Annotated in this window: 17 protein-coding genes; 13 read left to right on the top strand and 4 right to left on the bottom strand. The window is 38.7% G+C overall.

Annotation, left to right across the window (positions count from 1 at the left end):
* Window positions 1–133: 133 nt before the first annotated feature.
* From AC6CH7_RS22490 to AC6CH7_RS22475, 4 genes are read right to left on the bottom strand one after another with little or no spacing between them, the layout of a single operon-like run.
* Window positions 134–493, bottom strand: a complete 360-nt coding sequence (locus AC6CH7_RS22490; protein ID WP_498264837.1) for a DUF4180 domain-containing protein — start codon at window positions 491–493, stop codon at window positions 134–136.
* A 45-nt stretch (window positions 494–538) separates the two neighbouring features.
* Window positions 539–748: a DUF6965 family protein gene (locus tag AC6CH7_RS22485; RefSeq protein ID WP_498264836.1), complete on the bottom strand. Its 210-nt coding sequence runs from the start codon at window positions 746–748 to the stop codon at window positions 539–541.
* Window positions 745–1,668, bottom strand: coding sequence for a helix-turn-helix transcriptional regulator (locus AC6CH7_RS22480; protein WP_498264835.1), 924 nt, complete (start codon window positions 1,666–1,668; stop codon window positions 745–747). Before AC6CH7_RS22480 ends, AC6CH7_RS22485 begins: the two co-directional genes overlap by 4 nt.
* Window positions 1,668–2,648 carry a helix-turn-helix domain-containing protein gene (locus tag AC6CH7_RS22475; RefSeq protein WP_498264834.1) on the bottom strand — a complete coding sequence of 327 codons (981 nt, stop codon included), beginning with the start codon at window positions 2,646–2,648 and terminating at the stop codon, window positions 1,668–1,670. Before AC6CH7_RS22475 ends, AC6CH7_RS22480 begins: the two co-directional genes overlap by 1 nt.
* A 173-nt stretch (window positions 2,649–2,821) precedes the next feature.
* On the opposite strand from AC6CH7_RS22475, the gene AC6CH7_RS22470 reads away from it, so the two are divergent.
* From AC6CH7_RS22470 to AC6CH7_RS22410, 13 genes are all read left to right on the top strand, one after another.
* On the top strand, window positions 2,822–3,124 hold the full coding sequence (locus AC6CH7_RS22470; protein WP_498264833.1) for a hypothetical protein: 303 nt from the start codon (window positions 2,822–2,824) through the stop codon (window positions 3,122–3,124).
* 55 nt (window positions 3,125–3,179) lie between these two features.
* Entirely contained in the window at window positions 3,180–5,132 is a 1,953-nt protein-coding gene (locus AC6CH7_RS22465; protein WP_498264832.1) for an LTA synthase family protein, read from the top strand.
* Between the two features lie 88 nt (window positions 5,133–5,220).
* Window positions 5,221–6,141 carry a lysophospholipid acyltransferase family protein gene (locus AC6CH7_RS22460; RefSeq protein WP_498264831.1) on the top strand — a complete coding sequence of 307 codons (921 nt, stop codon included), beginning with the start codon at window positions 5,221–5,223 and terminating at the stop codon, window positions 6,139–6,141.
* Between the two features lie 94 nt (window positions 6,142–6,235).
* On the top strand, window positions 6,236–7,357 hold the full coding sequence (locus AC6CH7_RS22455; RefSeq protein WP_498264830.1) for a glycoside hydrolase family 26 protein: 1,122 nt from the start codon (window positions 6,236–6,238) through the stop codon (window positions 7,355–7,357).
* A 55-nt stretch (window positions 7,358–7,412) separates the two neighbouring features.
* On the top strand, window positions 7,413–11,609 hold the full coding sequence (locus AC6CH7_RS22450; protein ID WP_498264829.1) for a hybrid sensor histidine kinase/response regulator transcription factor: 4,197 nt from the start codon (window positions 7,413–7,415) through the stop codon (window positions 11,607–11,609).
* A 128-nt stretch (window positions 11,610–11,737) separates the two neighbouring features.
* Window positions 11,738–14,920 (top strand): SusC/RagA family TonB-linked outer membrane protein, encoded by a 3,183-nt coding sequence (locus AC6CH7_RS22445; RefSeq protein WP_498264828.1) that lies wholly within the window; start codon window positions 11,738–11,740, stop codon window positions 14,918–14,920.
* A gap of 18 nt (window positions 14,921–14,938) precedes the next feature.
* Window positions 14,939–16,537 carry a RagB/SusD family nutrient uptake outer membrane protein gene (locus tag AC6CH7_RS22440; protein WP_498264827.1) on the top strand — a complete coding sequence of 533 codons (1,599 nt, stop codon included), beginning with the start codon at window positions 14,939–14,941 and terminating at the stop codon, window positions 16,535–16,537.
* Window positions 16,538–16,539: 2 nt separating this feature from the next.
* On the top strand, window positions 16,540–17,601 hold the full coding sequence (locus AC6CH7_RS22435; RefSeq protein ID WP_498264826.1) for an IPT/TIG domain-containing protein: 1,062 nt from the start codon (window positions 16,540–16,542) through the stop codon (window positions 17,599–17,601).
* 222 nt (window positions 17,602–17,823) lie between these two features.
* Window positions 17,824–18,174, top strand: coding sequence for a hypothetical protein (locus AC6CH7_RS22430; RefSeq protein WP_498264825.1), 351 nt, complete (start codon window positions 17,824–17,826; stop codon window positions 18,172–18,174).
* A gap of 79 nt (window positions 18,175–18,253) precedes the next feature.
* Window positions 18,254–19,006: a porin family protein gene (locus tag AC6CH7_RS22425; RefSeq protein WP_498264824.1), complete on the top strand. Its 753-nt coding sequence runs from the start codon at window positions 18,254–18,256 to the stop codon at window positions 19,004–19,006.
* 157 nt (window positions 19,007–19,163) lie between these two features.
* Window positions 19,164–20,813, top strand: a complete 1,650-nt coding sequence (locus AC6CH7_RS22420) for an FAD-dependent oxidoreductase (RefSeq protein WP_498264823.1) — start codon at window positions 19,164–19,166, stop codon at window positions 20,811–20,813.
* A 139-nt stretch (window positions 20,814–20,952) separates the two neighbouring features.
* The gene (locus tag AC6CH7_RS22415; RefSeq protein WP_498264822.1) at window positions 20,953–25,035 is read left to right on the top strand and encodes a hybrid sensor histidine kinase/response regulator transcription factor; all 4,083 of its coding nucleotides are present in this window, start codon (window positions 20,953–20,955) and stop codon (window positions 25,033–25,035) included.
* Between the two features lie 183 nt (window positions 25,036–25,218).
* Window positions 25,219–26,097 carry an AraC family transcriptional regulator gene (locus AC6CH7_RS22410; protein ID WP_498264821.1) on the top strand — a complete coding sequence of 293 codons (879 nt, stop codon included), beginning with the start codon at window positions 25,219–25,221 and terminating at the stop codon, window positions 26,095–26,097.
* Window positions 26,098–26,141 lie beyond the last annotated feature (44 nt).

Here is a 26,141-nt window from a genome sequence, read left to right as displayed (position 1 = left end):
TGGTAGCACAACATTACAGGAAACTTGGCGGAAAATTAAAAGTTGTAGTAAAAGAGGGACAGGGGCATTTCATTGCAATAGAACCTGAGGTTATTGTGGCACAGATTACTAAATATGAGTAATCTGTGTATAATTATTGATTTAGTTTGGCAATTGCGTTTTCCGAGCTGTCTACAAAATTAACTTGTTTGCCTTTGTTGCTTTCGTAAATAAAGTCTTTCATACTTTTGCTTTGGTATTTACTGAAATTACCAACAATAGCCAGGCGTACCCGGTAATTCGAGAATTTTTGGAGAATTTCTCCTGCAATGCCTGTTTTCAGGTCAAAGAATTCAGTACATATGTGTTTTTCCTGAAGGATAATTCTATCAACATTCTGATAGTATAAATCTGCGAGTAATTGTAATCCTTCTTCTGGATTTTTAATCAGGACTTTATCAGAAATGACCTCTGCTATTCTTATTTCTCCTGTTTGGTGTATTTCTATATTCATTTTGATCTCTTTTGAGTCAAACATAAGAATATATGCGGTCTTTTATTATAACGTTTTTGTTTTAATGATTTCAAGAACCTGGTTCAATCTGTAAGTAACAGGTTCTTGTATTCTTGGGTGATTGCTGGTTTTGAGGATAGTTAATTCTTTTTGTAAGAATAATGACACGTCTTTAATCACCGCTCCCGGGCCCAATTCTATTTCTGATGGTAATTCTATTCCGTGAAATGCCGCCTCAAATTCTTCTGCTGTCATGGCGCAAAGTTAGCCGATTTTTGGGTTTCCGCCCTGTTTTTCACAAAAACTTCTCCGGGTAATTGTCCAAAATGATTTTTGTAGATCGCGGCAAAGTATCCCGGTTTTACGTATCCAAGTTCACTGGCCACTTCATTTATAGCATGAAAATTTCCACTTTTCAAGAGCTCTTGCGCAAGGTTTAATTTTTCTCGAATAAAGAAACTGTTAGGGCTTTCTTTAAATATCCTCTTAAATAGCTTCTTATATTTAGAAATAGACATACCGGCCTGGGCCGCTAAAAAATCTATTCCTGGAAATGCTCCTAAAAGTTGTTCCATTAGATAAGTCTGAGTGCTGATGATCTGTGCAGTATCTTCTTCAGAAAGTTTCCCTAGTTCCGGGACATTTTCGTTTATACGTTCCACCAGGTATGCCAAAACCTGCAATGAGGTTCCACGCAAATAAAGTTCAAATGATGGATCGTTATAATTGCGGGTTCTTAGTTTAAGAATACACAAGCGGGTACGACTGTCCATATGGCTTGAAAAAACGATTGTGCGATTGTTTCCTGTTTTAGGATCACCTATTGCTCCAAGCAGATACTTTTGGAGCAATGGTTTTGCTATTAGCAGCCAGAGAGAATACATTTTCATGGAAGGGGTATAGCTGCCTTTTAATGTGGCATCTACCACAATCATTCCCAACTTCGAATGATAATCAACTTTTGTACCATTAACTTTCTGAATATCAATTTCGTCGCTTAAATCATAATAGGCAATGTAAAAGTCCTCCACGTCTACTACTTTGCTTAGTTCAATATTCCTTAGCGAATTAAGATCAACAACCAGAGTCATTAATCCGGGTACTACCTCCATAAAATAGGAGCAGCCCTGAACTGCTATATCATGAGGAATCGATATCTTTTTTCCTATTGTCATTATAATGAAGCTGAATATTCTTTAGGCGACATCCCAAAATAACTTTTAAATAGCTCTGATAAATGAGAAGTGCTTGTGAAATTTAATTTATCAGCCAATTCTCTAATGGTATACTGCCCCGATCCCAATAAATCTCTTGCAAGTTCCAACTTGTTGTTTAAGAAGAAGGCATTGGGGGTTTGACCAGTGATTTTTTTATAAAGATTCTTGTATTTTGTTTCTGACATATTTGCTTCAGCAGCTAAGAAAGCTATTCCTGGAAAAATGCCCTCCTGTTTTTTAATCAGATTTGTCTGCGAGCTCAATATCATTGCAACATCCGAAGGAAGAACCTTGCTAATCATGATTTCTCTTTTCATAATATTGTCCAGGCAATCTGCCATTAAGTTGTAAACCAGGCCGCTCAGTAAAAGATTGAAAGATAGGCATCCAGGCATGTTTTTCCTGAACTCATTGATGATATGCCAACTGTTACTGCTCATATGGGCATAATGCAGAAGGGTATTTTGCTTCTCATCAAAAACCCTGTTTAGTACCTCATCAAGGATGCCTGTTTTGGATAGGTACTCTCGTAGAATATCCTTCTTTGCAAAAATGGAAATGCTGTAAGACTTGCTTCCCGCCTTTATAAGAAAATCTGTATCCAGCAGACTATCTGTAATTGCCAGATTATAATTCCATCGTCCAACTGACCGTGAAACATCGTCCATAATGTGAATCAGATCTCCTTCAGTAAGATTGAAATATATACCTGCAAAATCGCTTTTAGTATTTCTGACTTTAAAGAGTATATCCTGGTGATAAGTAACATCTATCAGCATAACCGTAATATTCTCACTTACTTGAAATGTGTAATGGGTACCTGTAGATATATCTTCCGGAATAATGGTGAAATTACCGCGCATAAATCCGCCAAGACTAGCTGCCAATTCTTCAGCCCACTCTGTCTCAACACCGAAACGATAAATTACTTCTTTCATCTTAAAATGAATAAATATGGGGAGTTATTTGGTTAGTTATTTGGTTGTTTTTTTTAATTCTCATAAAAAATGTCCTCATCAGGTATTTTTAAACCTTATTTGGGCCCTTATTTCTTGTTGGCAGTGCTAATTTTGCGAAATAATTTGATATCCTTATCAAATTTATCAAAGTAATGGGGGTTATTATTCAGAGTAAAGAAGTATTTTCCTCAGAATGGGGGTTGGATAGACATGTCAGACTGCATTCTGAGCAATTAGTGATTGAGGTAATAGATGTAATGCTTAAACAAGAGTTATATACAATGCCTGTTTTTTATAATGAAAAACATATTGGAGTTGTTCGGTTTAAAGATCTTATCAGTTTTCTTACCCACGAGGAGAGCGGAGAAAACCTTATTTTTCATAAATTGAACTATAGCATAGAAAGTGTTATGGTCATGATGACACAAAGAGGCGAACTGGCGTACACAAGTTAAGTTCAGAATTCAAACAGAATTCCAGTCTACCTTTGCTTTTTATATAAAATTTTATATGATTAGTAAACTATTTAAGGGCAGGTACAGCGTCTTATTTTCTTTTTTAGCGATTTTTGTTTTTATATCCTTGTTAATCCGTACCGTTTTGTTTGTCGATTCGATTGGTAAAACGGACTTTTCATTCTTAGGTGTATTAAGAATTTACCTGCTTGGTTTTGTTTATGATGTTGGAGTTGGCCTGTTTTTAACCACTTTATACAGTTTATATTTACTTATACTTCCAGATAGGTGGTCTGGCTCGATTGTGAATAAGATCATTACCTATGTAGCTCTTTTTATAATCCTTCTTATCTCTTTCTTTTCATTTTTCGCTGAACTTACATTCTGGCAGGAGTTTGAAAGCAGGTTCAATTTCATTGCTGTTGATTACCTCATTTATACTTATGAAGTTATCAATAACATAAATGAATCTTATCCGCTGCCACTTTTAATTGGTGGGGTATTGGTAATGGTATTGCTGGTGATGTGGCTTTTTGTAAAGAGAAGGATCTTTAAAAATGTTTTCCAATCTACTATTACATTTAAGGGCAGAGCAGTTATAACGGGGATCCTGCTTGTCATAACTTCATTGTATGCATTTTTTCTGACTAATTCTTTTGCCGAATCAAGTACCAGCCGTTACGAAAATGAATTGTCAAAGGCAGGCATATATTCTATTTTTGCCGCGTTTAAAAACAATGAGTTAAACTTTAACCATTTCTATACTTTGCTCCCCATAAATAAGGCGTTTGCGCTAATGAGAAATGAACTAAAGGATCAGCAGAGCACTTTCGTAGATAATGGAAACTCAATTAAAAGGAACATCCAAAACGGTGGTCAGGTTCATAAACCAAACGTAATCATGATTACCGTTGAAAGTTTAAGTGCCAGTTTTCTTGCGCATTTTGGCAATACACAGAAAATAACACCAGTACTTGATTCTCTTGCCGATAAGAATCTGATGTTTACCAATATGTATGCAACAGGTACCCGAACAGTAAGAGGAATGGAAGCCTTAACCTTGTCCATACCCCCAACCCCCGGTAGCAGTATTGTAAGAAGACAAGGAAATGAAAACCTGGCGACTGTGGGTCATGTCTTTGAAAAAGAGGGGTATACCAGAACATTTTATTATGGCGGAGATGGCTATTTCGACAATATGAACGAATATTTTGGTAGCAATGGCTTTAATATTACAGACAGGGGAAGAAACATTAAAATAGGAGATAATTACTTAACAAAAAGAACTATCATTCAGGATGATCAGGTTCATTTTGAAAATGCATGGGGAGTTTCGGACGGAGATCTTTTTGATGCAGTGATAAGAGGATCAGATGCAGATGATAAAGCAGGAAAACCATTTTACAGCTTTGTAATGACAACCTCAAATCATAGGCCTTTTACTTTTCCTGTTGGGAAAATAGATAGGAAACAAGGCAATAGGGAAGGTGCCGTTCGCTATACTGATTATGCCATTTCAGCATTCCTGAAAAAGGTTGAAAAGAAAGCATGGTATAAAAATACAATTGTAATTATAGTGGCTGACCACTGTGCTGCCAGCGCCGGAAAGAATGAAATTGATATCGACAAATACCACATTCCCTGTATCGTTTTAAATTTACCTGTAAAGGGCAAAATGGTAATAGATAAGCTATGTTCACAAATTGATCTTTATCCAACATTGTTTAGTCTTTTAGGATGGAACTATGAAAGCAACCTATATGGTCAGAATGTTTTGAGTCCTACCTATCAGCCACGCGCAGTTTTAGGTACTTATCAAAAACTTGCTTATTTAAAGAAGGATAGTTTGGTGATACTAGGCCCACAGAAGGTTACACAAACCTTTTTATATCGTAAATCAAGTAATGAGCAAATCCCTGATAAATTGTCTAAAACCGTAATAGATCAGGCAATAGCAAATTACCAAACTGCTTACGACTTATTCAAAAATGGTGGATTGCATCAGTAATAGCGTCTTTTAAAAAAAATAGTAATCTAACATTTTTATGGCAAAACCTTTTGGCTAAGCTTTTAATTTTGTGGAAAATCATTGTAGTATGTTTAAAAAGAGCCTTTCTCATTTAGGGACGTTTTTTTTAGCTGTATTATCCCTGCTGCCATTATCGTTTCTTTACATTTGGGCAGACGCAGCTTACTTCTTGCTCTATTATGTTTTTGGCTATCGCAGGCAGGTAGTAAGAGAAAATCTGTGTAATGCCTTTCCTGAAAAAGAACTGAAAGAAATTATCGTAATAGAAAAGAAGTACTACAGATATCTGGCTAGCCTTATCTTTGAAGTGATTAAGATGATTACCATCTCCAAAGGGCAAATAAAAAAGCGATTTGTCTTTAAAAACAAAGAACTGATAAATGAATATCTAAATAAAGGAGAAAGTGTACTTGTTTGTTCAGCACATTACGGTAATTGGGAATGGGGAACTTTAGGGATAGGACTAAACTTTTCTGCTGATCATTATCCAATTTATAAACCCTTAAATAATTCCATATTTGATAAATGGTTTCGCGAAATCCGCTGCAAGTTTGGGAACAAACTCATTCCAATGCGGCAAACCTTAAGGGCTATTCAAGCCAGCAAAAATACACCAAGTATTTTTAGTTTTGGAAACGATCAATCACCGTCAATAAGTGAATTGCATTATTGCAGAATATTCTTAAACCAACCGGCATACATCCAACTGGGAATAGAGAAAATTGCAATAAAAACAAACCGCCCTATTTTTTATTTAAAAGTTAAGGTGCTAAAGCGGGGGTATTATGAGGTTGATTGTGTTCCACTCTGTTTAAATCCAAGAGATACCGAAGAATTTGAGATCACCAGATTGCACACTCAGTTTCTTGAAGAGATTATTAAAAGTGAACCTGCTTATTGGCTATGGAGCCATCGAAGATGGAAACATAAACCTGCACAAATGCAGGAGCTTTCTCTTAAAACAGAGATTCTTTATTCCGAGGTTTAACATTTGGAACCCCATTTTTTAGCATTAAGGAATATTCAGTACGATACTTTTACGAATTCATAGTAAATAGCAGGCTATTGTAAATCACAGTTTTATGAACCCGAAGTATTTCTTAATCATCCTCCCGATGTTGCTTGTAAACCTGGCAACAGCCCAGCAACGTAACCTAATTGATCCTTTGGCAACAAAGGAGACCAGGGCTCTTTTCAATAACCTATACGAATTATCTGAAAAGCATACCTTATTCGGGCATCAGCATGCTACTGAATACGGCCATGGCTGGTCTGGCGATACTGATCGTTCGGATGTTAAATCAGTTGTTGGATCTCATCCAGCCGTTATTGGAATTGATCTGTCTGAATTAACCGGTCAATCGCAGGTTCAGATTGAAAAAACAAAAGAACACCTAAGAAAGAACGTTATAGATACCTACAACAGAGGCGGAGTTACCACTGTAGCCTGGCATTTCTCTAATCCTGTTTCAGAAGGGGGCTTTTACTGGAAAGACTCGGTTTCTTTACCGGCTGTGAAGTATATTATCCCCGGGGGCAAAGCGCACGATAAGTATATCAAAATCCTCAACGATGTTGCCGATTGGGCAAAAAGCCTTAAAGCTCCGGATGGTAAACTTGTACCCGTAATTTTCAGGCCTTATCATGAGTTCGATGGCGACTGGTTCTGGTGGGGTAAATCACATTGTACAGTTGATGAATTTAAATCCCTATGGAAATTTACAGTCTCATATTTACGCGATACTGCAGGTGTACACAATTTTATTTACGCATTTTCTCCTGATAATCTATTCAATTCCGAACAGCAATATTTGGAGCGTTTCCCCGGCAATGAATGGGTAGATATGCTTGGAATGGATAATTATGGCGATATGGGACGCGATGGTAAATACAATCTGGATGCTGCCATAATGAAACTTCGCATCGTTTCGGCATACGCTCAAAAGAACGGTAAGCTTGCTGCATTTACCGAAACCGGATTGGAATCGCTTACCAATTCACATTGGTGGAACGATGTGCTCCTTAAGGTAATGAAAAGCAATAAAATAAGAATGAGCTATGTTTTGGTATGGCGTAACGATACCAAAAGCGCTACTCATTTTTATGCACCTTACCCTGGCCACCCAAACAATTCTGATTTTCGGAAATTCTATGATGATCCCTATACCCTTTTTGAAAAGGAGCTTAAAGACATTTATAAATAAGTATTTGTATATTGACAATCAGCTTTAAAATAGCGATAGCGGCCGAATAGAACGAATGGGACACAAATTGAAAATACTGCTTTTAGTAGGGGTAAGCCTGCTGTTTACCAGCATACATTCTTCTGCACAGTATAGCCTGTATCAGTTTTCTCATCTGGATATTAATAATGGTTTACCGCATAACGACGTAAATTGCTTTTACAAGGACAATAAAGGATTTATCTGGCTGGGAACACTTGCTGGCCTTGCCCGGTTTGATGGATACAGCTTTAAAGTATACCGGCACAGGATAAAAAACAAATCTACCATAAGCGATAGTGATGTTCGTTCTATAACGCAAGGTCCTGATCATAAGTTGTGGATAGAAACAAGAGCAGGAATGGATGTTTATGATCCGGTAACCGAATTATTTGATCACAATATACAACCGGAGCTTTCAAAATACGGAGTTCCCGGAACCACCATCAGAGCGCTAAAAAAGGGTAGTTCAGGCGCGTTCTGGTTTATTTCTCCAGCATCCGGATTATATAAATACGATCCGGTAACAAAGAAAACAAACTATATAGCCCATAAAATAAGAAGAGAGAGCAGCCTTTCGGCAAGCCCAATTATTGATATTGCAGAGGATAAAAGCGGAAATGCATGGCTTATTCATTCCGACGGAAAACTGGAGATGCTGAAAAAGAACACGGATATTGTTGTGCAAAGAATAGACCTCTCGAGCAGGTTCTCTAACAAAGAAAGCGATACCTATAAAATCTTTATAGATAAACAAGGATTAATATGGATCTACGACATATCTACCTCCACAGGTATTTACTACTTTGATCCTGTAAAGAATGTGCTGAATAAGATCAGTAAGAACTCACCGGTACTTAAACTGAACTCTGATATTGTGACGGGTATTATTCAGGACAATAGCGACAACATATGGATTGGTACCGATCATGGGGGCATTAACCTTATCGATAAGAAAAACTTCAGCATCCGGTATATCCTCAATAACGAAAATGACAGCAAAAGCTTAAGCCAAAACAGCATTTCCAGTATTTATTACGATAACCTGGGAATGGTCTGGATAGGTACTTTCAGAAAAGGGATCAATTTTTACCATCCCGATATCATTAAGTTTAACCTCATTAAGCACTCTTCTGATCCCAACAGCTTAATACATAGTGATATTAACAGGATGGCCGAAGATAAAGTGGGAAATATCTGGATTGGTACCAATGGCAAAGGGTTGGTTTATTACAACAGGAATACCCATAAATTCACTTCCTACAGACACGATCCTTCAAACAACAATAGCCTCTCTCACGATGCTATTGTTGCCATTTATATAGATCGTTTTGAAAAATTATGGATTGGAACCTATACCGGTGGTTTCGATTACCTGGATAATGGCAAGTTTACCCATTACAAATACAACGCTTCAGATCCTGAAAGTTTAAGCGATAATAAGGTTTCTGATTTTCTCGAAGATTCATCAAATCGGTTTTGGATAAGCACTATGGGAGGTGGAATTAACCTCTTCAACAGAACCACAAAGAAATTTAAAAGATATACGCAGAACCTGAGTCTCATTAGTTCCGATTATGTATTTAAGGTATTGGAAGATTCACATCAAAACATTTGGGCCGGCACATCCTATGGGATGAATGTATTGCCAAAAGGAGGCACAAAGTTTATCAAGATAGTAAACGATCCAAAAAACGACAACAGCCTGATCAACGACAACATTAACAGCTTTATTGAAGACAGCAAGGGCTACCTCTGGATAGGAACAAGAGATGGCTTGAGTATTTATAATCCCAAAACCAAAACCTTTTACAATTACACCATCGAAAATGGATTGCCTGATAACAACATCATGGACATTCAGGAAGATAATCAAGGTGATTTCTGGGTAAGTACATCAAACGGCTTATCAAAGATATCGGTTACATATAACAATAAACTTAACCTCATTTTCAAGAACTTTGATGAGAATGATGGCCTGCAGGGCAAAGAATTTAACCGGATAGCCTCGGTAAAACTAAAAACCGGAGAGCTTGCATTTGGAGGTCCGGATGGGATCAATATTTTTCAACCTTTTTTAATTAAATCTTATAATCAAACCTTTAAACTCTTTATAACCGACTTTCAGCTGTTCAATAAAAGTGTAACAGCAAACACTGCAATTGATGGCCGGGTAATACTTAAAAAATCAATTTTTGATACTAAAGAGCTTACCTTGAACCACGATCAAAATGTTTTTACCATTGAGTTCGCATCATTAAATTACATTGGCCCCCACAAAGTGAAGCATCAATATATGCTGGAGGGATTCGATAAAACATGGATTTCTGCAGATAATACGTTACGCAAGGCCACCTATACAAACCTTGATCCGGGCGATTATGTTTTTAAGGTACGGGCATCAAGCACCGAAAACATTTCTGATGCTAAACCGGTAACCTTAAAGATCAGGATACTGAACCCATGGTATACCTCTACATTGGCCTACATTCTTTATTTTCTGGCTATAGGGGGTGCATTGTACTATTTCAGATACCGCGGTATCCAGCAACTAAAACAGCAATTTGCTGCCGAGCAGGAAAAACAGAAAGTTCAAAGACTAATTGAACAGGAGAAAGTAGAATCACAGCGCTTGCTTGATAATGAACGTTTAGAAGCAATGAGGTACAGAGAGCTGGATGCCATGAAAATCAAATTCCTAACCAATGTAAGTCATGAATTTAGAACGCCATTATCTTTAATTCTGGCGCCAATAGATAAAATTCTGAAAGGATCATCAGATAATCTAATTAAAGAACAGGTCTCCCTGATACAGAAAAATGCAAAGCGTTTGCTCAATCTGGTAAACCAGCTGCTCGATTTCAGAAAGATGGAGCTTAAAGAAATCAAACTTCAAAAAAGACCTGGCGACATCATTTCATTCATCAGTGACATTACTTATTCTTTTAAGGACCTTGCCGAACAGAAAAACATCCAGCTAACCTTTAATGCGACTTACGAGAAGCTTGATGTAAATTTTGACCATGATAAAATAGAACGGATTCTATTTAACCTGCTTTCTAACAGCTTTAAATTTACATTGGATAACGGGAAGGTAAATGTGTCTGTAGATTGTATTATGATTGACCAGTACATGGTTGAGATTAAAGTTCGCGATACCGGAATAGGTATACCAAAAGAGAAACAGGAGAAGATATTTGAAAGCTTTTTTCAGAATGATATTCCAGAGTCTATCATTAATCAGGGTAGCGGAATAGGTTTGGCAATAACCAAAGAGTTTGTAAAACTTCACGGTGGCGAGATCTTTTTAGAGAGCGATGAAAACATTGGCAGCTGCTTTACCATTTTACTGCCGTTCGAAGAACTTAGACATCAAAGCAAGCCGGCGGATAACTTTGTAGATAATCTAATTGCTGATGAGGATGTACTAAATAATCAGCATGCAAGCGTTACGATCTCTTCTAAAAAAGCAACTGTGTTACTTGTTGAGGATGATGCCGATTTGCGCTTTTATCTTAAAGATAATTTAAAGGAAGACTTTAACGTAATAGAAGCCGGCAATGGAAAAGAGGGCTGGCAAAAGGCGTTATTCTTCCATCCAAATATCATTGTCAGTGATATTTCTATGCCCGAAATGACTGGTATAGAACTTTGCAAAAAGATCAAAGGCGATTCGCGAACAACCCAGATACCGGTGGTGCTATTAACCGCTTTAACTGGCGAAGAGCAGGAGCTAACAGGTTTGGAAACCGGGGCCAATGATTACATGACCAAACCGTTTAGTTTTGAAATTCTGAACTCTAAAATTCGCAACATACTGATTCAGCAGGAATCCTTTAGGAAGCTTTATCAAAAGCAGGTAGAAGTACAACCGGCAACCATAGAAATGGAAAGCCCTGATGAACAGTTCCTGCAGCAGATTCTCCAGGAAATAGAAAAGAATATAGGCAATAGTAATTTCTCTGTTGATATACTTAGCAGCCTGATGTTGGTAAGCCGCGTAACCTTATACAAAAGAATTGTTGCACTTACTGGCAAAACCCCGCTGGAGTTTATCAAGTCTTATCGTTTAAAACGGGCAGCACAGTTGCTTGAACAGGGAAAATTAACCGTTTCGCAGGTCTGCTATAAGGTAGGTTTTAAAACCACCAAGAACTTTGTCAAATCTTTTAAAGAAGAATTTGATGTGCTCCCTTCAAAATATGCCGAAAACAAGGATCTCACTGCTTTGTAGCCTTTTTTGTTAAAGGTTAACATTTGCGTACCCCTTTTTTAGCAATACAGGATTCAGTTGTATCTAGTTTTAACAAATAGAAACCCATCCCGTGGGAATCTTAACTAAACCAAATATGACGACCAAACATGAAAACGACAAGAACGAGTTGTAATGAATGGATTTTTATCCTGTTCATGATCTTTACACTTACCGGAATCACCAAATCCGGTTACTCCCAAAGTACTGCAAATAGAATAGTTACGGGGGTTGTTGCCGATGAAAGCGGTACAACTTTGCCCGGTGCATCTGTAGTGGTAAAGGGAACCAAAACCACAGCTTTAACCAATAACGAGGGTAAGTATTCCATCATGGTTACCTCAAATGCAAGTGTACTTGTATTTTCCTATGTAGGGATGACCACAAAAGAAGTTACCGTAGGTTCAGGCTCAGTAATTAACGCTAATCTTGAATCCTCTACTTCAACCTTATCAGATGTTGTAGTTATCGGTTACGGTACATTGCGTAAATCAGAAGTAACCTCAGCAATTTCTTCTGTTTCCCAAAAGGACATTAAAAATTTACCTGTTGCAGGCGTAGATCAGGCCCTGCAAGGGAAGGTAGCAGGTGTTACCATAAATAACAATGGCGGTCAGCCAGGAGGTGGTGTTTCCGTAAGGATCAGAGGACTTACCTCAACAGGCGAAAATAACGAACCTTTATATGTAATAGATGGAGTTCCTATGAACTCAAAAAGCAGTTCCCTTGAACAAAACTTTTTAGGGGGCGGTTCCGGGCAAACCGGACAAAGTGTGCTGGCAACCTTAAACTCTGCCGATATTGAAACCATCGATATCCTGAAAGATGCATCAGCACAGGCCATTTATGGCGCCAGGGGTGCAAATGGAGTAGTGCTCATCAATACCAAAAGAGGCAGGGCCAATCAAAGTAAAATTACCTACGATTCTTATGTTGGTATTTCAGAAGTCCCAAAAAAGCTTTCTGTAATGAACCTGCGCCAAAATGCAGAATACATGAACTCTCTGGTTTTAGAAGTAAGAGGGGTCCCGGGAAGTGGAATGGACAGTATAGCGGAATTTAAAAACCCGTCCCTATTAGGTGTGGGTACCGACTGGCAGGACGAGATCTACCGAAGAGGATTTACCCAAAGCCATCAACTTGGTTTTTCAGGAGGAACAGAAAAAACACAATTCTATTTCTCTGGAGGCTATCTTAATCAGGAAGGAACACTAATCAAAACAGGGTTTAAAAGAATAACCCTAAGAGCTAATATAGACCATCAGGCTACTAGATGGTTAAAAACAGGTATCACTGCAAACCTGTCCAGAACCAACCAGCAGATCGGTCTTTCAGATGGTTTCGATGCCGTTACCAGTACGGTGCTTTATAATAGTCCTGTAACTCCTGTTAAAGATGTTTTTGGTAATTATATCTCTACCAATGTAATAGGAGGCAGTACATTTGGAAACCCAAATAATCCGGTTGCCTTAGCAATGTTGCGCGATGTAAGTAATGAATCTTCCAAAGCTTTCGGAACCGTATATGCAGATCTGAACATTTTAGATGGTCTTACCATCAGATCAGAGGGTAACTTTGATTTTAATCTAAGCAGCGATAGGGCGTTTCAGCCATATGTGCAAAATGCCGATACCAAAGCCGTCATCCTTTCTCCCGCAAGACTTAGAGAGCAAAGAAACAACAGTCTTTACTGGGCAATTAAAAACTATGCTAATTATAACAAAACCTTTGGTAAGCATAATATCGCTGCTACAGTAGGCCATGAGGCACAAAGATCAAAATACGATTTTATCAATGCCAATAGAGATAACCTGGTTCTTAATATTCCAAATTTAAATGCCGGTGATGCAGGCGATACGCAAGGTATAGGAGCAGGGGCAGCCATCTGGAGTATGGAGTCGGTATTTGCACGTTTAAACTATAACTACGACAACAGGTACGCCATCAGCGGAACAATAAGAAGAGACGGGTCATCTAACTTTGGTCCGGGCCACAAATGGGGTACATTCCCGGCTGTTTCGGCATCGTGGACAGCAAGTAACGAATCTTTCTTAAAAGACAACAAATATGTTAATTACCTGAAACTAAGATTCGGATATGGAGAGGTTGGAGGGCAGGATGCCGGCTCAGGTAACCTATACTCTGCAAATATCAGACTATTTCCTATTGCACCATTTGGTCCGGGCGGATTGCCTGATAACGTAGATAACCTGTTAATTACCTGGCAGTCTACCAATACCTACAATGCAGGTTTAGACCTTACCACCTGGAATAAAAGATTAGAATTCAGCTTTGATGCCTACAAAAAGGTAACCTCAGATATGTTACTGGCTACCCAGCTTGGTGCTTATTCTGGTTTAGGAACCGCATGGAACGATATCAAAACGCCAACAACAAACGATGGCCGCATGACCAATACCGGTTTTGATATCGGACTGACATCTTATAACATGCAGAATAACAACTTCACCTGGAAAACCAATATCATATTCAGTAGATATAAAAATATCCTTAACAGGATGAACGAGCCTAATGCTACTTTACCGGGTACTTTTGATGAATATGGTACCAAATCGTTGGTTACCTTATCTCAACAGGGCCGCCCGCTTGGTGCATTCTATGGCTATGTTACCGATGGATTATTCAGATCTCAGGCAGAGCTGAACAATGGGATAGATTATGGACTTTCAGTAGCTCCGGGTAGCTTATGGCTGGGTGATGTAAGGTTTAAAGATCTAAACGGCGATAAGGTGGTTGATGATAAGGATGTTACCGTTATCGGCGATCCTAATCCAGATTTCACCTATGGCTTTACAAATACCTTTAGCTATAAAGGAATTGACCTTTCAATATTCATTTATGGTAGCCAGGGAGGTGATATTTTCAACTACAGCCGTCGCCAAACCGAAGCATTAAGCTCTCCTTACAACAATCAGCTTACTACTGTATTGAACAGATACTCTGCAAACAATCCCAATGGCGATTTGCCAAGATATAATCAATGGCACAACAATAACAACAGAATTTCTGACCGATACATTGAGGATGGATCTTACCTAAGGATACAGAATGTAGCGCTAGGCTATAACCTGCCAAAATCTTTAATTAGTAAAATAAAAGTGAGCAATGCCAGATTCTACGTTTCTGTGCAAAACCTGTACACATTTACCAATTATTCGGGTTACGACCCGGAACTGGGAGCGCTTAATAACAACATCAGGTTCATGAATATCGACAATGGTCATTATCCGGTTCCAAGAACATTTACCCTGGGTACCAATATTGAATTCTAACCTCTAAAAATTAAAGTAATGAAAACAAATCTCATCATCATATTTTTTGCAGTAGCTTTAATTGGAGTTTCCTGTAAAAAGAGTTTCCTGGATAATCCCTCAGAAACGGGACCAACTACCGAAAATTATTATACCACAGCAGCCGAAGTAAATGGTGCCACAGGACTTTTGTACAATTCTGTATGGAACGACTGGTCTGACAAAGCCTTTATATCCGTAGGTGATGTATTGGGCGGTACTGTAACCGGTGTGCAGGGCAACGCACAATACAACTCATTTTATAATTTTAATATCCAAAGTACAGATGGTTTAGTAATGGACACCTGGAAGTCCTGCTATAAGGCAGCCGGACAGGCATCTGTACTGATTCATACTTTCATGAATAAAAAAACTCAGGTGGCCGATCCTTCCTACCTGGATGTAGGTATAGCCGAAGCCAAGTTTATCCGCGGGTTTGCGTATTTCTATATCGGCCGCACTTTTGGCGATGCGCCCATAGTAGAAAATCCGGTAGATCTAACCAAAGCCGGGGCACCTGCAACACCAAGATACCTGCAAAAAGATGTATTAAAGTTTGCACTTGAGGATCTTAAATTTGCAGAAGAAAACCTGCCCGAAATAGCTACTCAGGATGGTCGGGTTAATAAATATTCAGCCAAAGGGATGATGGCCAAGATCTACCTTTACTTAAAAGATTATGAAAACGCCAGGTTAAAAGCCAAAGAGGTTATAGACTATGCAACCTCAACCAAAAGAATAGGGCTGAATCCTGATTTTCAGGGCATGTTTACCTCATCAGACATCGCCAACAAAAACAATAAGGAAATGTTGTTTTCATTAAGATGGTTAGCTGCCATGGGATGGAACGGAGGAAACAGGTACATGCTTTATGTGGGCCCGCAACCCTTGTTAAAACCTAAACCAACAGGAGGAAACGGTTATTCGGCAGTGGTTCCGTCATTCGACATGCTGAATGCTTCAACAGGTTATGCTACCGGCGACCGTAGAAAAGGATGGTCGGTAATGCAGCAGGGCTTTCATAAAGCCGATTGGATCAATGACAATTTCCCTAACGGATTCACTTATGATACTACAGGCATAACCAGCGATTTTAAAATTCAAACAGGCACGCGCTCCAATATTCAGAAATATGTTGTAGGACCAAACAGAAGCTCCGAAGTCGTCACTTCCGACAGTCATAACAGCATTTCTACTTATATTCTCCGCTATGCTGATGTACTGTTGATCTATGCCGAGGCCGTAATGGCCGGAGGAGGGTCTACCAGCGATGCTACCGCTTTAAGTGCCTTTAACGAAGTACATAACCGTGCTGGTCTGGTAAGTTTAACCAACATCACACTTGATGATATTCTGCATGAGCGCAAAGTAGAGTTCGCATTTGAAGGCGACTACTGGTTTGACATCCAAAGGCAAGGATTTGCTAAAGCACAACAGATGATAGCCGCACAGGAACGTGGTACGTTAGGTGGTAACGGCCAGTTAACCAGCTTTAAAGCCACACTTACTTCGGCAAAGCAGTTGTACCTTCCGGTACCACAACCAGAAACAGTTATTAATCCTTTACTGCTTGAACCTGCAGTAGCTTATTATAAATAGATATGAAAACTATTAAAAATCTAAAGATATTCCTGCTGGCATGTATGGCAGGAGCATTAACCATAGCAGGCTGCACAAAAGAAGAGCAGTCGAACAGCAAAGCATCGAATAGTCCGGTGGCCAATAAGCTTGATCCGGAAAGGGCAAGCGGAAATACTGTGCTCACCTTAACCGGAAGCGGCCTAGGCGATATGACCAGTATTGTTTTTGAAAAAGGGAACGTACCTGCTTCATTTAACCCGACGCTAAATACAGATAATGCATTGATATTTAGAGTGCCTGATACTGCAAATGGTGGTGCCCAAAACATCATTTTAACGAACAGACTTGGAGTTCAGCTAAAAGTGCCATTTAATGTTGTTGCTTTGCCTTTGGTAAATACAGCCTCTAACTATAACTTTATTGAAGGCACAGAAATTACCCTGGTTGGAAACAACCTGGAGGACGTAACCAGTATAAGTCTGGATGGCGCAGCGGCCGAGGCCAGTATTGTATCTCAATCCAAAAAAGAACTGGTAATTAAAATGCCCGCAACTACGGTAAACAGTGCAAAACTAATACTTACCAACTCTACCGGGCCAATGACCACAAGTCAGGTATTTGTAAATCTGGATAAAGCCTATAAGATCTTTACAGATGATTATGGTAATGGTTTCGAAAACGGATCGTGGGGTCCGGCTTCAATATCAGCCGATTTTGCCAAAAGTGGAACCAAATCCTTTAAAGCAGGGTATAACAAAGGAAACTGGAGTGCAGATGGCTTTGCAAACTGGAATGGCGTAGCCAGTATGCCAGAGTATAATTACTTGTCGTTCTGGGTTAAGGGAGCTTCGGCCGATTATACGCTGTATGTAACAGGCGATGCAAGGGCAGGAGGGTATGGGAATTCAGATAGAAGCGTTCCAATAATAGTGCCTGCTAATGTATGGACTTACTTTAAAATCCCGATGACAACACTTGAACTTTGGAAAAAAGGTCCGATGAAACAAATAGGCTTCTGGATAGAAGGCCCTGAAAAACAAGATGAAAGTTTCTACTTCGATGATGTGATCCTTGTAAAATAAAAACACACTTAAACCGATTATAATTTAAAAAGCCAGGTCATCCGACCTGGCTTTAAATTTTAAACAAAACTCAGACGAGCTAACAAATTTCGATAAGAAATTGTGTATGATTTGGGCTAAAGGTATAACTATTTTATTAAATAGTCTACTAATTTAGTAGAATTAATGTATAATTTATATATTTAGAAAATGCTATATTAGCGGAAGCAAGCAAACTATTAAATGGACCATCCTTACAAATCAGAACTTTTAGTAAACCTAAAAGCACATTATCTTGGCCGTAACTGGCGCTCAATTAGCTATTTTGATACTAAAAGAGATGAGATTTTATTTGTTTTACCTGAAACGGATGATGTTAGCAATGCACTTAACAACCTATACGAGGTATTAGGAACATTACCAGAGATTGATTACCCTAAGGAACGTGTAGTAATCAGTTTCTGCTATGAAAACGGCGATTCATACTGTTCGCGTTTAATTAATCCCAACAAACAGGACGAAATCAACCTTGCTTTGATTGGCTACCGTCCGGAACGCAAAATCCGTCCTGAGGAACTTCAGGAGATGGAATAGTAAAGCTTTCTCGCTCAAAATGTTACGATAGTAACGGATTATATTTCATAAATTAGAGTACACACAAATAAAACACGCTATGAAATCTAATTTATGTTTTTTCATACTGCTCTTCTATGGGCTGTATGTTCAGGCCCAGGAACAGCCTGATTTTGAGAAAAAGGTAAGGTTTGGTATTAAAACAGGCATTAACGGCTCTCTTTTTACTCGCAACGTAACGCCTACAGCCAATGCAAGAAGAACTGACCTCAGTTATTTTAACCGCTATTTCCGGGCATCTGCACTTGTTGGATTAACTGCCGATGGGCGATTAACAGAACGAATTACACTTGGTGCCGAGTTGCTCTTTAATTCCAGAGGGATGGTTTACAGGGAAAAGAACGACTATGTAATTATTGTTGACGACGATGGACAGGAGCAGCAGGCCTATAATAACTATAATTTCAATATTGATTATGTAGAATTCCCAATCCTGATCAGTTACAATTTTAAGCCAAGTGCATACAGGCTCTTCTTATCGGCTTATGCCGGCATGGCACCGGGCATTGCTGTTAATTCGAAAACAAAATTAAGATATGAAGATGGGGTAGATGGCGATGGTGGCAGAGAACGAAATGAAACATTGCCACTAAAATATGTAAATCATTTTAACAACAGCTTACTTGCAGGTATTAAGGTTGGCGACAACAAACCATTTAAAATAAACCTTTATGGCGACTTTAGGCTTAGTTACACCCTGTTGCCGGTTTTTAATCGCGCTGTATCAGATCAAGGTGATAACCTGGATACCCGAATGCTTACCTGCTCTGCGAGTCTTGGTGTAAGGTTTTAATTATTAAGGTGGCAACGCAGTTTTAACCTGGATATTACCGGGATTTCCTCCGAGTGATATCCAGGCTATATCCGGATTATGTCCGGGTGAATAGAATCTTATTTCTTTTATTGATGTAAAAAATATACTTTGCTTCTCGAACCAAATTGATGATAGTATGTATAAAACAATAGTTACTTCTGTTTTGATATTTCTACTTCCCATTGTTAGTCTGCAAGCGGCAGATGTAAAGCCATACCAGGCCGATCTTATAATTTATGGTGGAACTTCAGCAGCGGTAACAGCTGCAGTAACTGCTATGAAACTTGGTAAAACTGTTATTGTCGTTTCTCCAGATGTTCATCTCGGAGGTTTGTCATCCAGTGGATTGGGCTTTACAGATACCGGAAATAAAGAAGTAATAGGAGGCCTATCCCGGGATTTTTATCATCGGGTTTATCTCCATTATCAGCAAGATACTGCCTGGAAGTGGCAAAAAAAGGAAGAATATGGGAACAAGGGTCAAGGCACACCCGCTATTGATGGTAAAGACCGCACGATGTGGATATTTGAGCCACACGTTGCCGAAAAAATCATGGAAGATTTTATCAAAGAAAGCAATATTAGCGTTTACCGTAATGAATGGTTGAACCGCAAAGAGGGTGTAGAGATGAGGGATGGTAAAATTACATCAATCACTACATTGAGTGGTAAGCAGTTTAGTGGTAAAATGTTTATTGATGCTACTTATGAGGGGGATCTGATGGCTGCGGCAAAGGTTAGCTACCATGTAGGCCGCGAAGCAAACAGTGTATACGGAGAAACCTGGAATGGCGTGCAAACAGAAGTGTTCCAGCATGGCCATCATTTTAAAACAAAAATAGATCCATATAACGTTCCCGGCGATAAAAGCAGCGGCCTATTGGCGGGCATATCCGACGAGGATCCGGGGATAAAAGGAGAGGGCGATAAGAAGTTGCAGGCATATTGCTTTAGAATGTGTCTCACCAATAAGGCTGATAACAGACTTGCATTTCCAAAACCTGATAATTACAACCCAGCAAATTACGAATTGCTGGCAAGGATATTTCAAAGTGGATGGAAAGAGTTGTTTGATAAGTTTGATGACATACCCAATCATAAAACGGATACCAACAATCATGGCCCCTTCAGTACCGATTATATTGGCATGAACTACGATTATCCCGAGGCTTCATACGAAAAGCGCAAGCAGATCATTAAACAACATGAAGATTATCAGAAAGGATTAATGTATTTCATGATCACAGACTCACGCGTTCCGGCAGATCTGCAAAAAAGACTGCAAACATGGGGTTTATCTAAAGATGAATTTAAAGATAATGGAAACTGGCCTCACCAAATCTACGTAAGGGAAGCCAGAAGGATGGTAAGTGATCATGTCCTTACAGAAAACGAAACTTTAGGACGAAAAGAAGTGCCTCAGCCTATCGGGATGGGCTCTTACGCTTTAGATTCGCATAATACTCAACGATATGTAACCACTAAGGGATTTGTGCAAAACGAGGGTGATATAGGTGTGCATGCCCCAAAACCTTATAGCATATCCTACGGATCAATAGTTCCTAAAAAAGGAGAGTGTGGCAATTTGCTGGTGCCGGTTTGTGTTTCCAGCTCACATATTGCCTACGGTTCTGTAAGGATGGAGCCGGTTTTTATGATCCTTGGTGAATCGGCAGCAACTGCAGCAGTAATAGCCATAGATGATCAGGTAGATGTTCAGCAGGTTGCTTACGGAAAACTGGAAGCTCAGCTGCTAAAGCAAAAACAGAGATTAAGGCTGAATTAATAAATTCAACTGGTTTATTTACAGTATAAACCAATTTTTGTTGCGCAACAATGCAGAATTTGTTGCGCAAATTGTACTTTTACAGCAAATCTATTTGTTTTACCTTTCGTTAAAATAAAGGATAGGGTTAACTCCAAATATGAGCCGTAGTAAATTATTGTATCGCTTAATTAACAGTGTATTATTGTTAGTGTCGCTTCTTTGCGGTGTAGATGCCAGTGCTCAAAAGAATAATATAGGTTTTAACCACCTCACAGTAGAGGATGGGCTTTCACAAAGCAGTGTACTGTCTATCGCTCAGGATAGTATGGGGTTTATGTGGTTTGGAACTAAAGATGGACTTAACAAGTTCAATACGCAAAGCTTCGAAGTATTTAAACACGATAAAAATAACAATACCTCAATAAGTAGCAGCCAGAATATTAATTATCTGCTTACAGACCGAAAGGGTAATTTATGGGTGGCTACACAGAATGGTTTGAACTTGTATTTGCCTAAAAGCAATTCGTTTAAAAGATTTCTTCATGATCCGCAGAATAAATATAGCATCAGCCATAATATTATAAGGAACCTTTATGAGGATAAAAAGGGAAATATCTGGGTTGGGACGGATAACGGATTGAACAAATTGATTGGACCCGATAAATTTCAACGTTTTTATAGCAGTAATGTCAAGGGGCAAGGCTTAGCTCACCCGCTAATAAAAGCCATTCATCAGGATCATAATAATGTACTCTGGATAGCTACTTTACAGGGGCTTACCAGTATGAAAGAGGAAAATGGAAAGTACGCTTTTCAGTCTTATTTTCATGAGCCGAACAATCCTGCCAGTTTAATTAATAACGATTTAAGTGCTGTTTTTGAAGATTCTTATCATAATTTATGGATAGGTACGCACAATAACGGACTCGAATTAATGGATCGGGCTACCGGCACGTTTAAGCATTATTCGGCAAAAAGTGGGCAAAGCAATGGGCTTAGTAGTAATGTTATCCGCAAAATCAAAACAGATAAAGATGGCAAATTATGGATATCTACCTTAAACGGGATAGATATATTTGATGTTAAAACAGGAAAGTTTACGGTTCTTAACCATATCCCAAATGATCCTTTAAGCCTTAATCAGAACTCTACTTACGATATTCTGAAGGATGCCGCAGGTTCCATGTGGGTAGGCACCTACTATGGTGGGGTTAATGTATATCATGCAAATTCTACTCCGTTCAGGGAATATAAAACCAATCTGGGAGGTAATGGTATCAGCAGCAATGTAGTTAGTGCTATTGTTGAAGATGAAAGCCATAACCTGTGGATTGGGACGGAGGCAGAAGGCCTAAATTATTATAACAGAACAACAGGGGTATTTAAGACCATAAAAAATGAAATAGGCAATCCTAATTCATTGAGTTCAAACCTTGTAAAGGCCATTTCAATTGATAAGAAGGGAAGGGTGTGGGTGGCAACGTATGAGGGGAACCTGGATGTGTATTTACCCCCTTCAGGTACGTTTAAGCACTATAAACCCAATAGTTCAGACCCGCATGCCTTAAATTCTAATAGGGTTGTTTGTTTGTTACATGATAGTAGGGGGCGGTTTTGGGTGGGCGCGCGCGGACAGGGTGTTTTTCTTTACAATGAAACGAAGGATAATTTCACAGTACTCAGCAACCCTGTTTATAATAAGGATTTAAAGTTTGTAAGGACTTTCTTTGAAGATGCTGCCAAAAACATATGGATTGCTACATATTCAGGTATTTATATCGTTTCGGCAGGTTCTAATCAGATTAAAGAGTTCAAGAGTAAGAACACTGATTTCAAATTTGATGACATCAATTTTATTAAGGAAGATTCGAAAGGAGTGATCTGGATAGGCAGTTACGAATCGGGGTTAATTAAATACGATAAAAACAAAGAGACCAGCAGGTTTTATACGGTAGAAGATGGTCTGCCAAGTAATAATGCAGTCGGTTTTCTTGAAGATAGCAAGGGGGATTTATGGATAAGTACTTCTAACGGTCTATCTAAGTTTGATGGAAAGGTATTTAAAAACTATACCGTTGATGATGGCCTGCCGGGGAATGTTTTTAACTATAATTCCTTTTTTAAAGACAGCAAAAATGAGATGTTCTTTGGTGGCTATAACGGGATGGTAAGTTTCTTCCCAGATCAGATCAGAGATAATAAAAAGGTACCTAAAGCTATATTTACCAGGTTAAGGTTGTTTAATAAGCCGGTAAATATTAGCGATAAAACAGGTTTGCTCACTCAAAATATAGGCTTAACCAAGGAATTAACCTTTTCTTATCATCAGAATATCTTTACCATTGATTTCGCCATTCTAAACTATATAAAGTCCGAAAAAAACAGGTACGCTTACCAACTTAAGGGCTTCGAAAAAGAGTGGAACTATGTAACCAACCCGCAGGCCGCGTTTACCAATTTACCTGCGGGCAGGTATGTTCTTTTAATTAAAGGAGCAAATAATGATGGGGTTTGGACCAGCAAGCCCGAGGAGATGATCATTAATGTAAATCCGCCTTATTGGAAAACATGGTGGGCATATCTTATCTATATACTTTTCCTTTCTGGGTTGATATTCCTTATTTTAAGATTTTTATGGATCAGAACATTGCTAAGAAAAGAGCATGAGATCTATCAGATGAAACTCGATTTCTTTACCAATGTGTCTCATGAGATCAGAACACCGCTCACCCTTATTGTGGGTCCGTTGGAGCATTTGGTGAATGAAACAAAGGAATCGCCTGCTTTAAACAGAAGATTGCTTACGGTAAAGAAAAATGCTGGCAGGCTGACCAGGTTGGTGAACGAGCTGATGGATTTTAGAAAGGCTGAATCGGGTAATATGGAGCTCAATGTAGCACCCGGCAATATTGTAAGCTTTGCAAAGGAGATTTATATTTCATTTACGTATGTAGCCCTTAAAAATCATATTGATTACCGCTTTAATTGTGATGAGGACATCATAGAGGTCTATTTTGATAGCGAACAATTGGAGAAAGTATTGTTTAACCTGCTCTCTAATGCGTTTAAATTTACACCTGATCATGGAATTATTTGCCTGGATATTATTAAGACTAACGACAACCATGTTGAAATAAGGGTAGCCGATAATGGAAAGGGTATTCCTGAAGAAAGCAGGAATAAGATATTTACCAATTTTTATCAGGTTAGGGATCATCGCTCAGGAACTACGGGCACGGGAATCGGCCTGGCCTTGGCCGAAAAGATCAGCAGCTTGCATCATGGGCGTTTATCATTGATAAATAATGATGAACTTAAAGACCGAGATGTTCATACTTGTTTTAGCCTGAGACTTAAGCTAGGGAAAGAACATTTTAAAAAGGATGAGCTTATTGAGCAGTACCTTAGCAGCGAAAACCCTATTTTCTATCAGCAGGTATCAGAAATTGAACCGGTAATGAATTATGAGCCGGCAGAGAAAACAGAAGATGGGATTACTGTTTTAATAGTAGAAGATAATGTGGAGGTAAGGAGCTTTATTGCACAATCTTTAAAGCAATCGTATCAGGTACTAGAGGCCAACAATGGCGAAGAAGGTGTGAAAATGGCAATAGAGAAGATTCCTGATATCATTGTAAGTGATGTGATGATGCCTGTTATGGATGGATTAGAACTTTGCCGTACACTTAAAACGGATCTGCGTACTAGCCATATTCCTATTATATTGCTGACCGCGCGCTCTGGTAATATCCATGAGGTAAACGGGCTTAAAACAGGGGCTGAGGCCTATATCACAAAACCTTTTAGCATTAACAGTTTGCAACTTAATATATACAACCTGCTAACCTTGCAGGCCAATATGCGTAGAAAATTTAGTCAGCAGATAACACTTCAGCCTACCAATATTTTAATAGAATCGGCCGACGAGGAATTCCTGAATAAAATAATGGGACATATCGAAGCCAATTTTAACAATGAAGATTTTAGTGTAAATACACTTGCTGCGGAGGTAGGGATGAGCACACCAATTTTATACAAGAAAATTAAGGCGCTTACGGATCTTACGGTAAATAACTTCATCAAATCTGTTCGTCTAAAGCGGGCTGCTCAGTTACTAAAACAGGATGTTTATACCGTTTATGAGGTTGCCTATATGGTGGGCTTTAGCGACAGTAAATATTTTAGTAAAGAATTTGCAAAGCAATTCGGACAGACCCCCTCAGAATACAGTTTAAAGTAACCTGTTACCTGAATTTAAAAAAATCACCCTCTTTCTTTAAGATTTTAGCCCCTCTTGCATTTTATTGGCACTTACATTAGCTAAACCAAATATGTAAAAATACCAATGTATGAACGAGGTATCTCAAGTAGTGTTACTCTTGTGCGCCCGCATCTTATGGTTTTAACTTAGATAAATTAAACTATGAAAGCACAACTACTAAAAGTTTCAATGTCGCCTGCTCAATCATTTAGCGTTAGGCAGGATGTGGTTCCATCTGTTAATAACAAATGGCATTATCACCCAGAATTTGAATTAGTTTATTTCAGTAAAGGAAAAGGTACCCAATTTATCGGCGACAATATTAGCAGATTTAACCAGGGTGATATTGTTCTTGTTGGTCCTCAGTTGCCACACTACTGGCGGTTTGATGATGTTTACTTTAGAAACAATAATCCTGCCGCTAACCCTGACGTAAGAGTGGTTCATTTTTCTGAAAATATGTGGGGTGATTCTTTTCTGAATTTACCCGAGAATAAGCTGTTAAAATCTGTTCTGGAAAAGTCGAGAAGAGGGTTAAAGATTAAGGGTAAAAACAAACAGCATATTGCTGATTTGATTTCTGAAATGCCCAATGCAGAAGGCATAGACAGGATAATCATTTTAATGCAAGTACTGGCTGAAATCTCTAAGTGTGAAAAATTGGAAACGTTTTCATCAATTGGTTTTCAGCATGAAATGGAGCCTCATGAAAAGGATCGCATTAACGATATCTACGATTATTCTTACGCTAATTTTAAAAACAAGATCACTTTAGAAGAAATAGCTGATGTAGCTAAGATCAGCCCTAATTCTTTTTGCAGGTACTTTAAATCGCGTACCAGAAAAACCTATTCGCAGTTTTTAATAGAGATTAAAGTAGGCAGGGCCTGTGAACTGTTAATTGAACACAGCCTTAACCTGAAACAGGTATGCTATGATTGCGGCTTTAATAACTTCGCGAGTTTTTACAAATGCTTTAAAAAGATCACAGGAAAAAGTCCGCTATGTTATCAAAAAGAGTTCGTTACCAATTTCAACTAAATATTTTATATAAAACCAATTAAACTAACCAACCATTAACCTAA

It is taken from the genome of Pedobacter sp. GQ55 (genome assembly GCF_059758925.1).
Note: the sequence above shows the minus strand (reverse complement) of the source record. Positions and strands in the feature narration are given on the sequence as shown.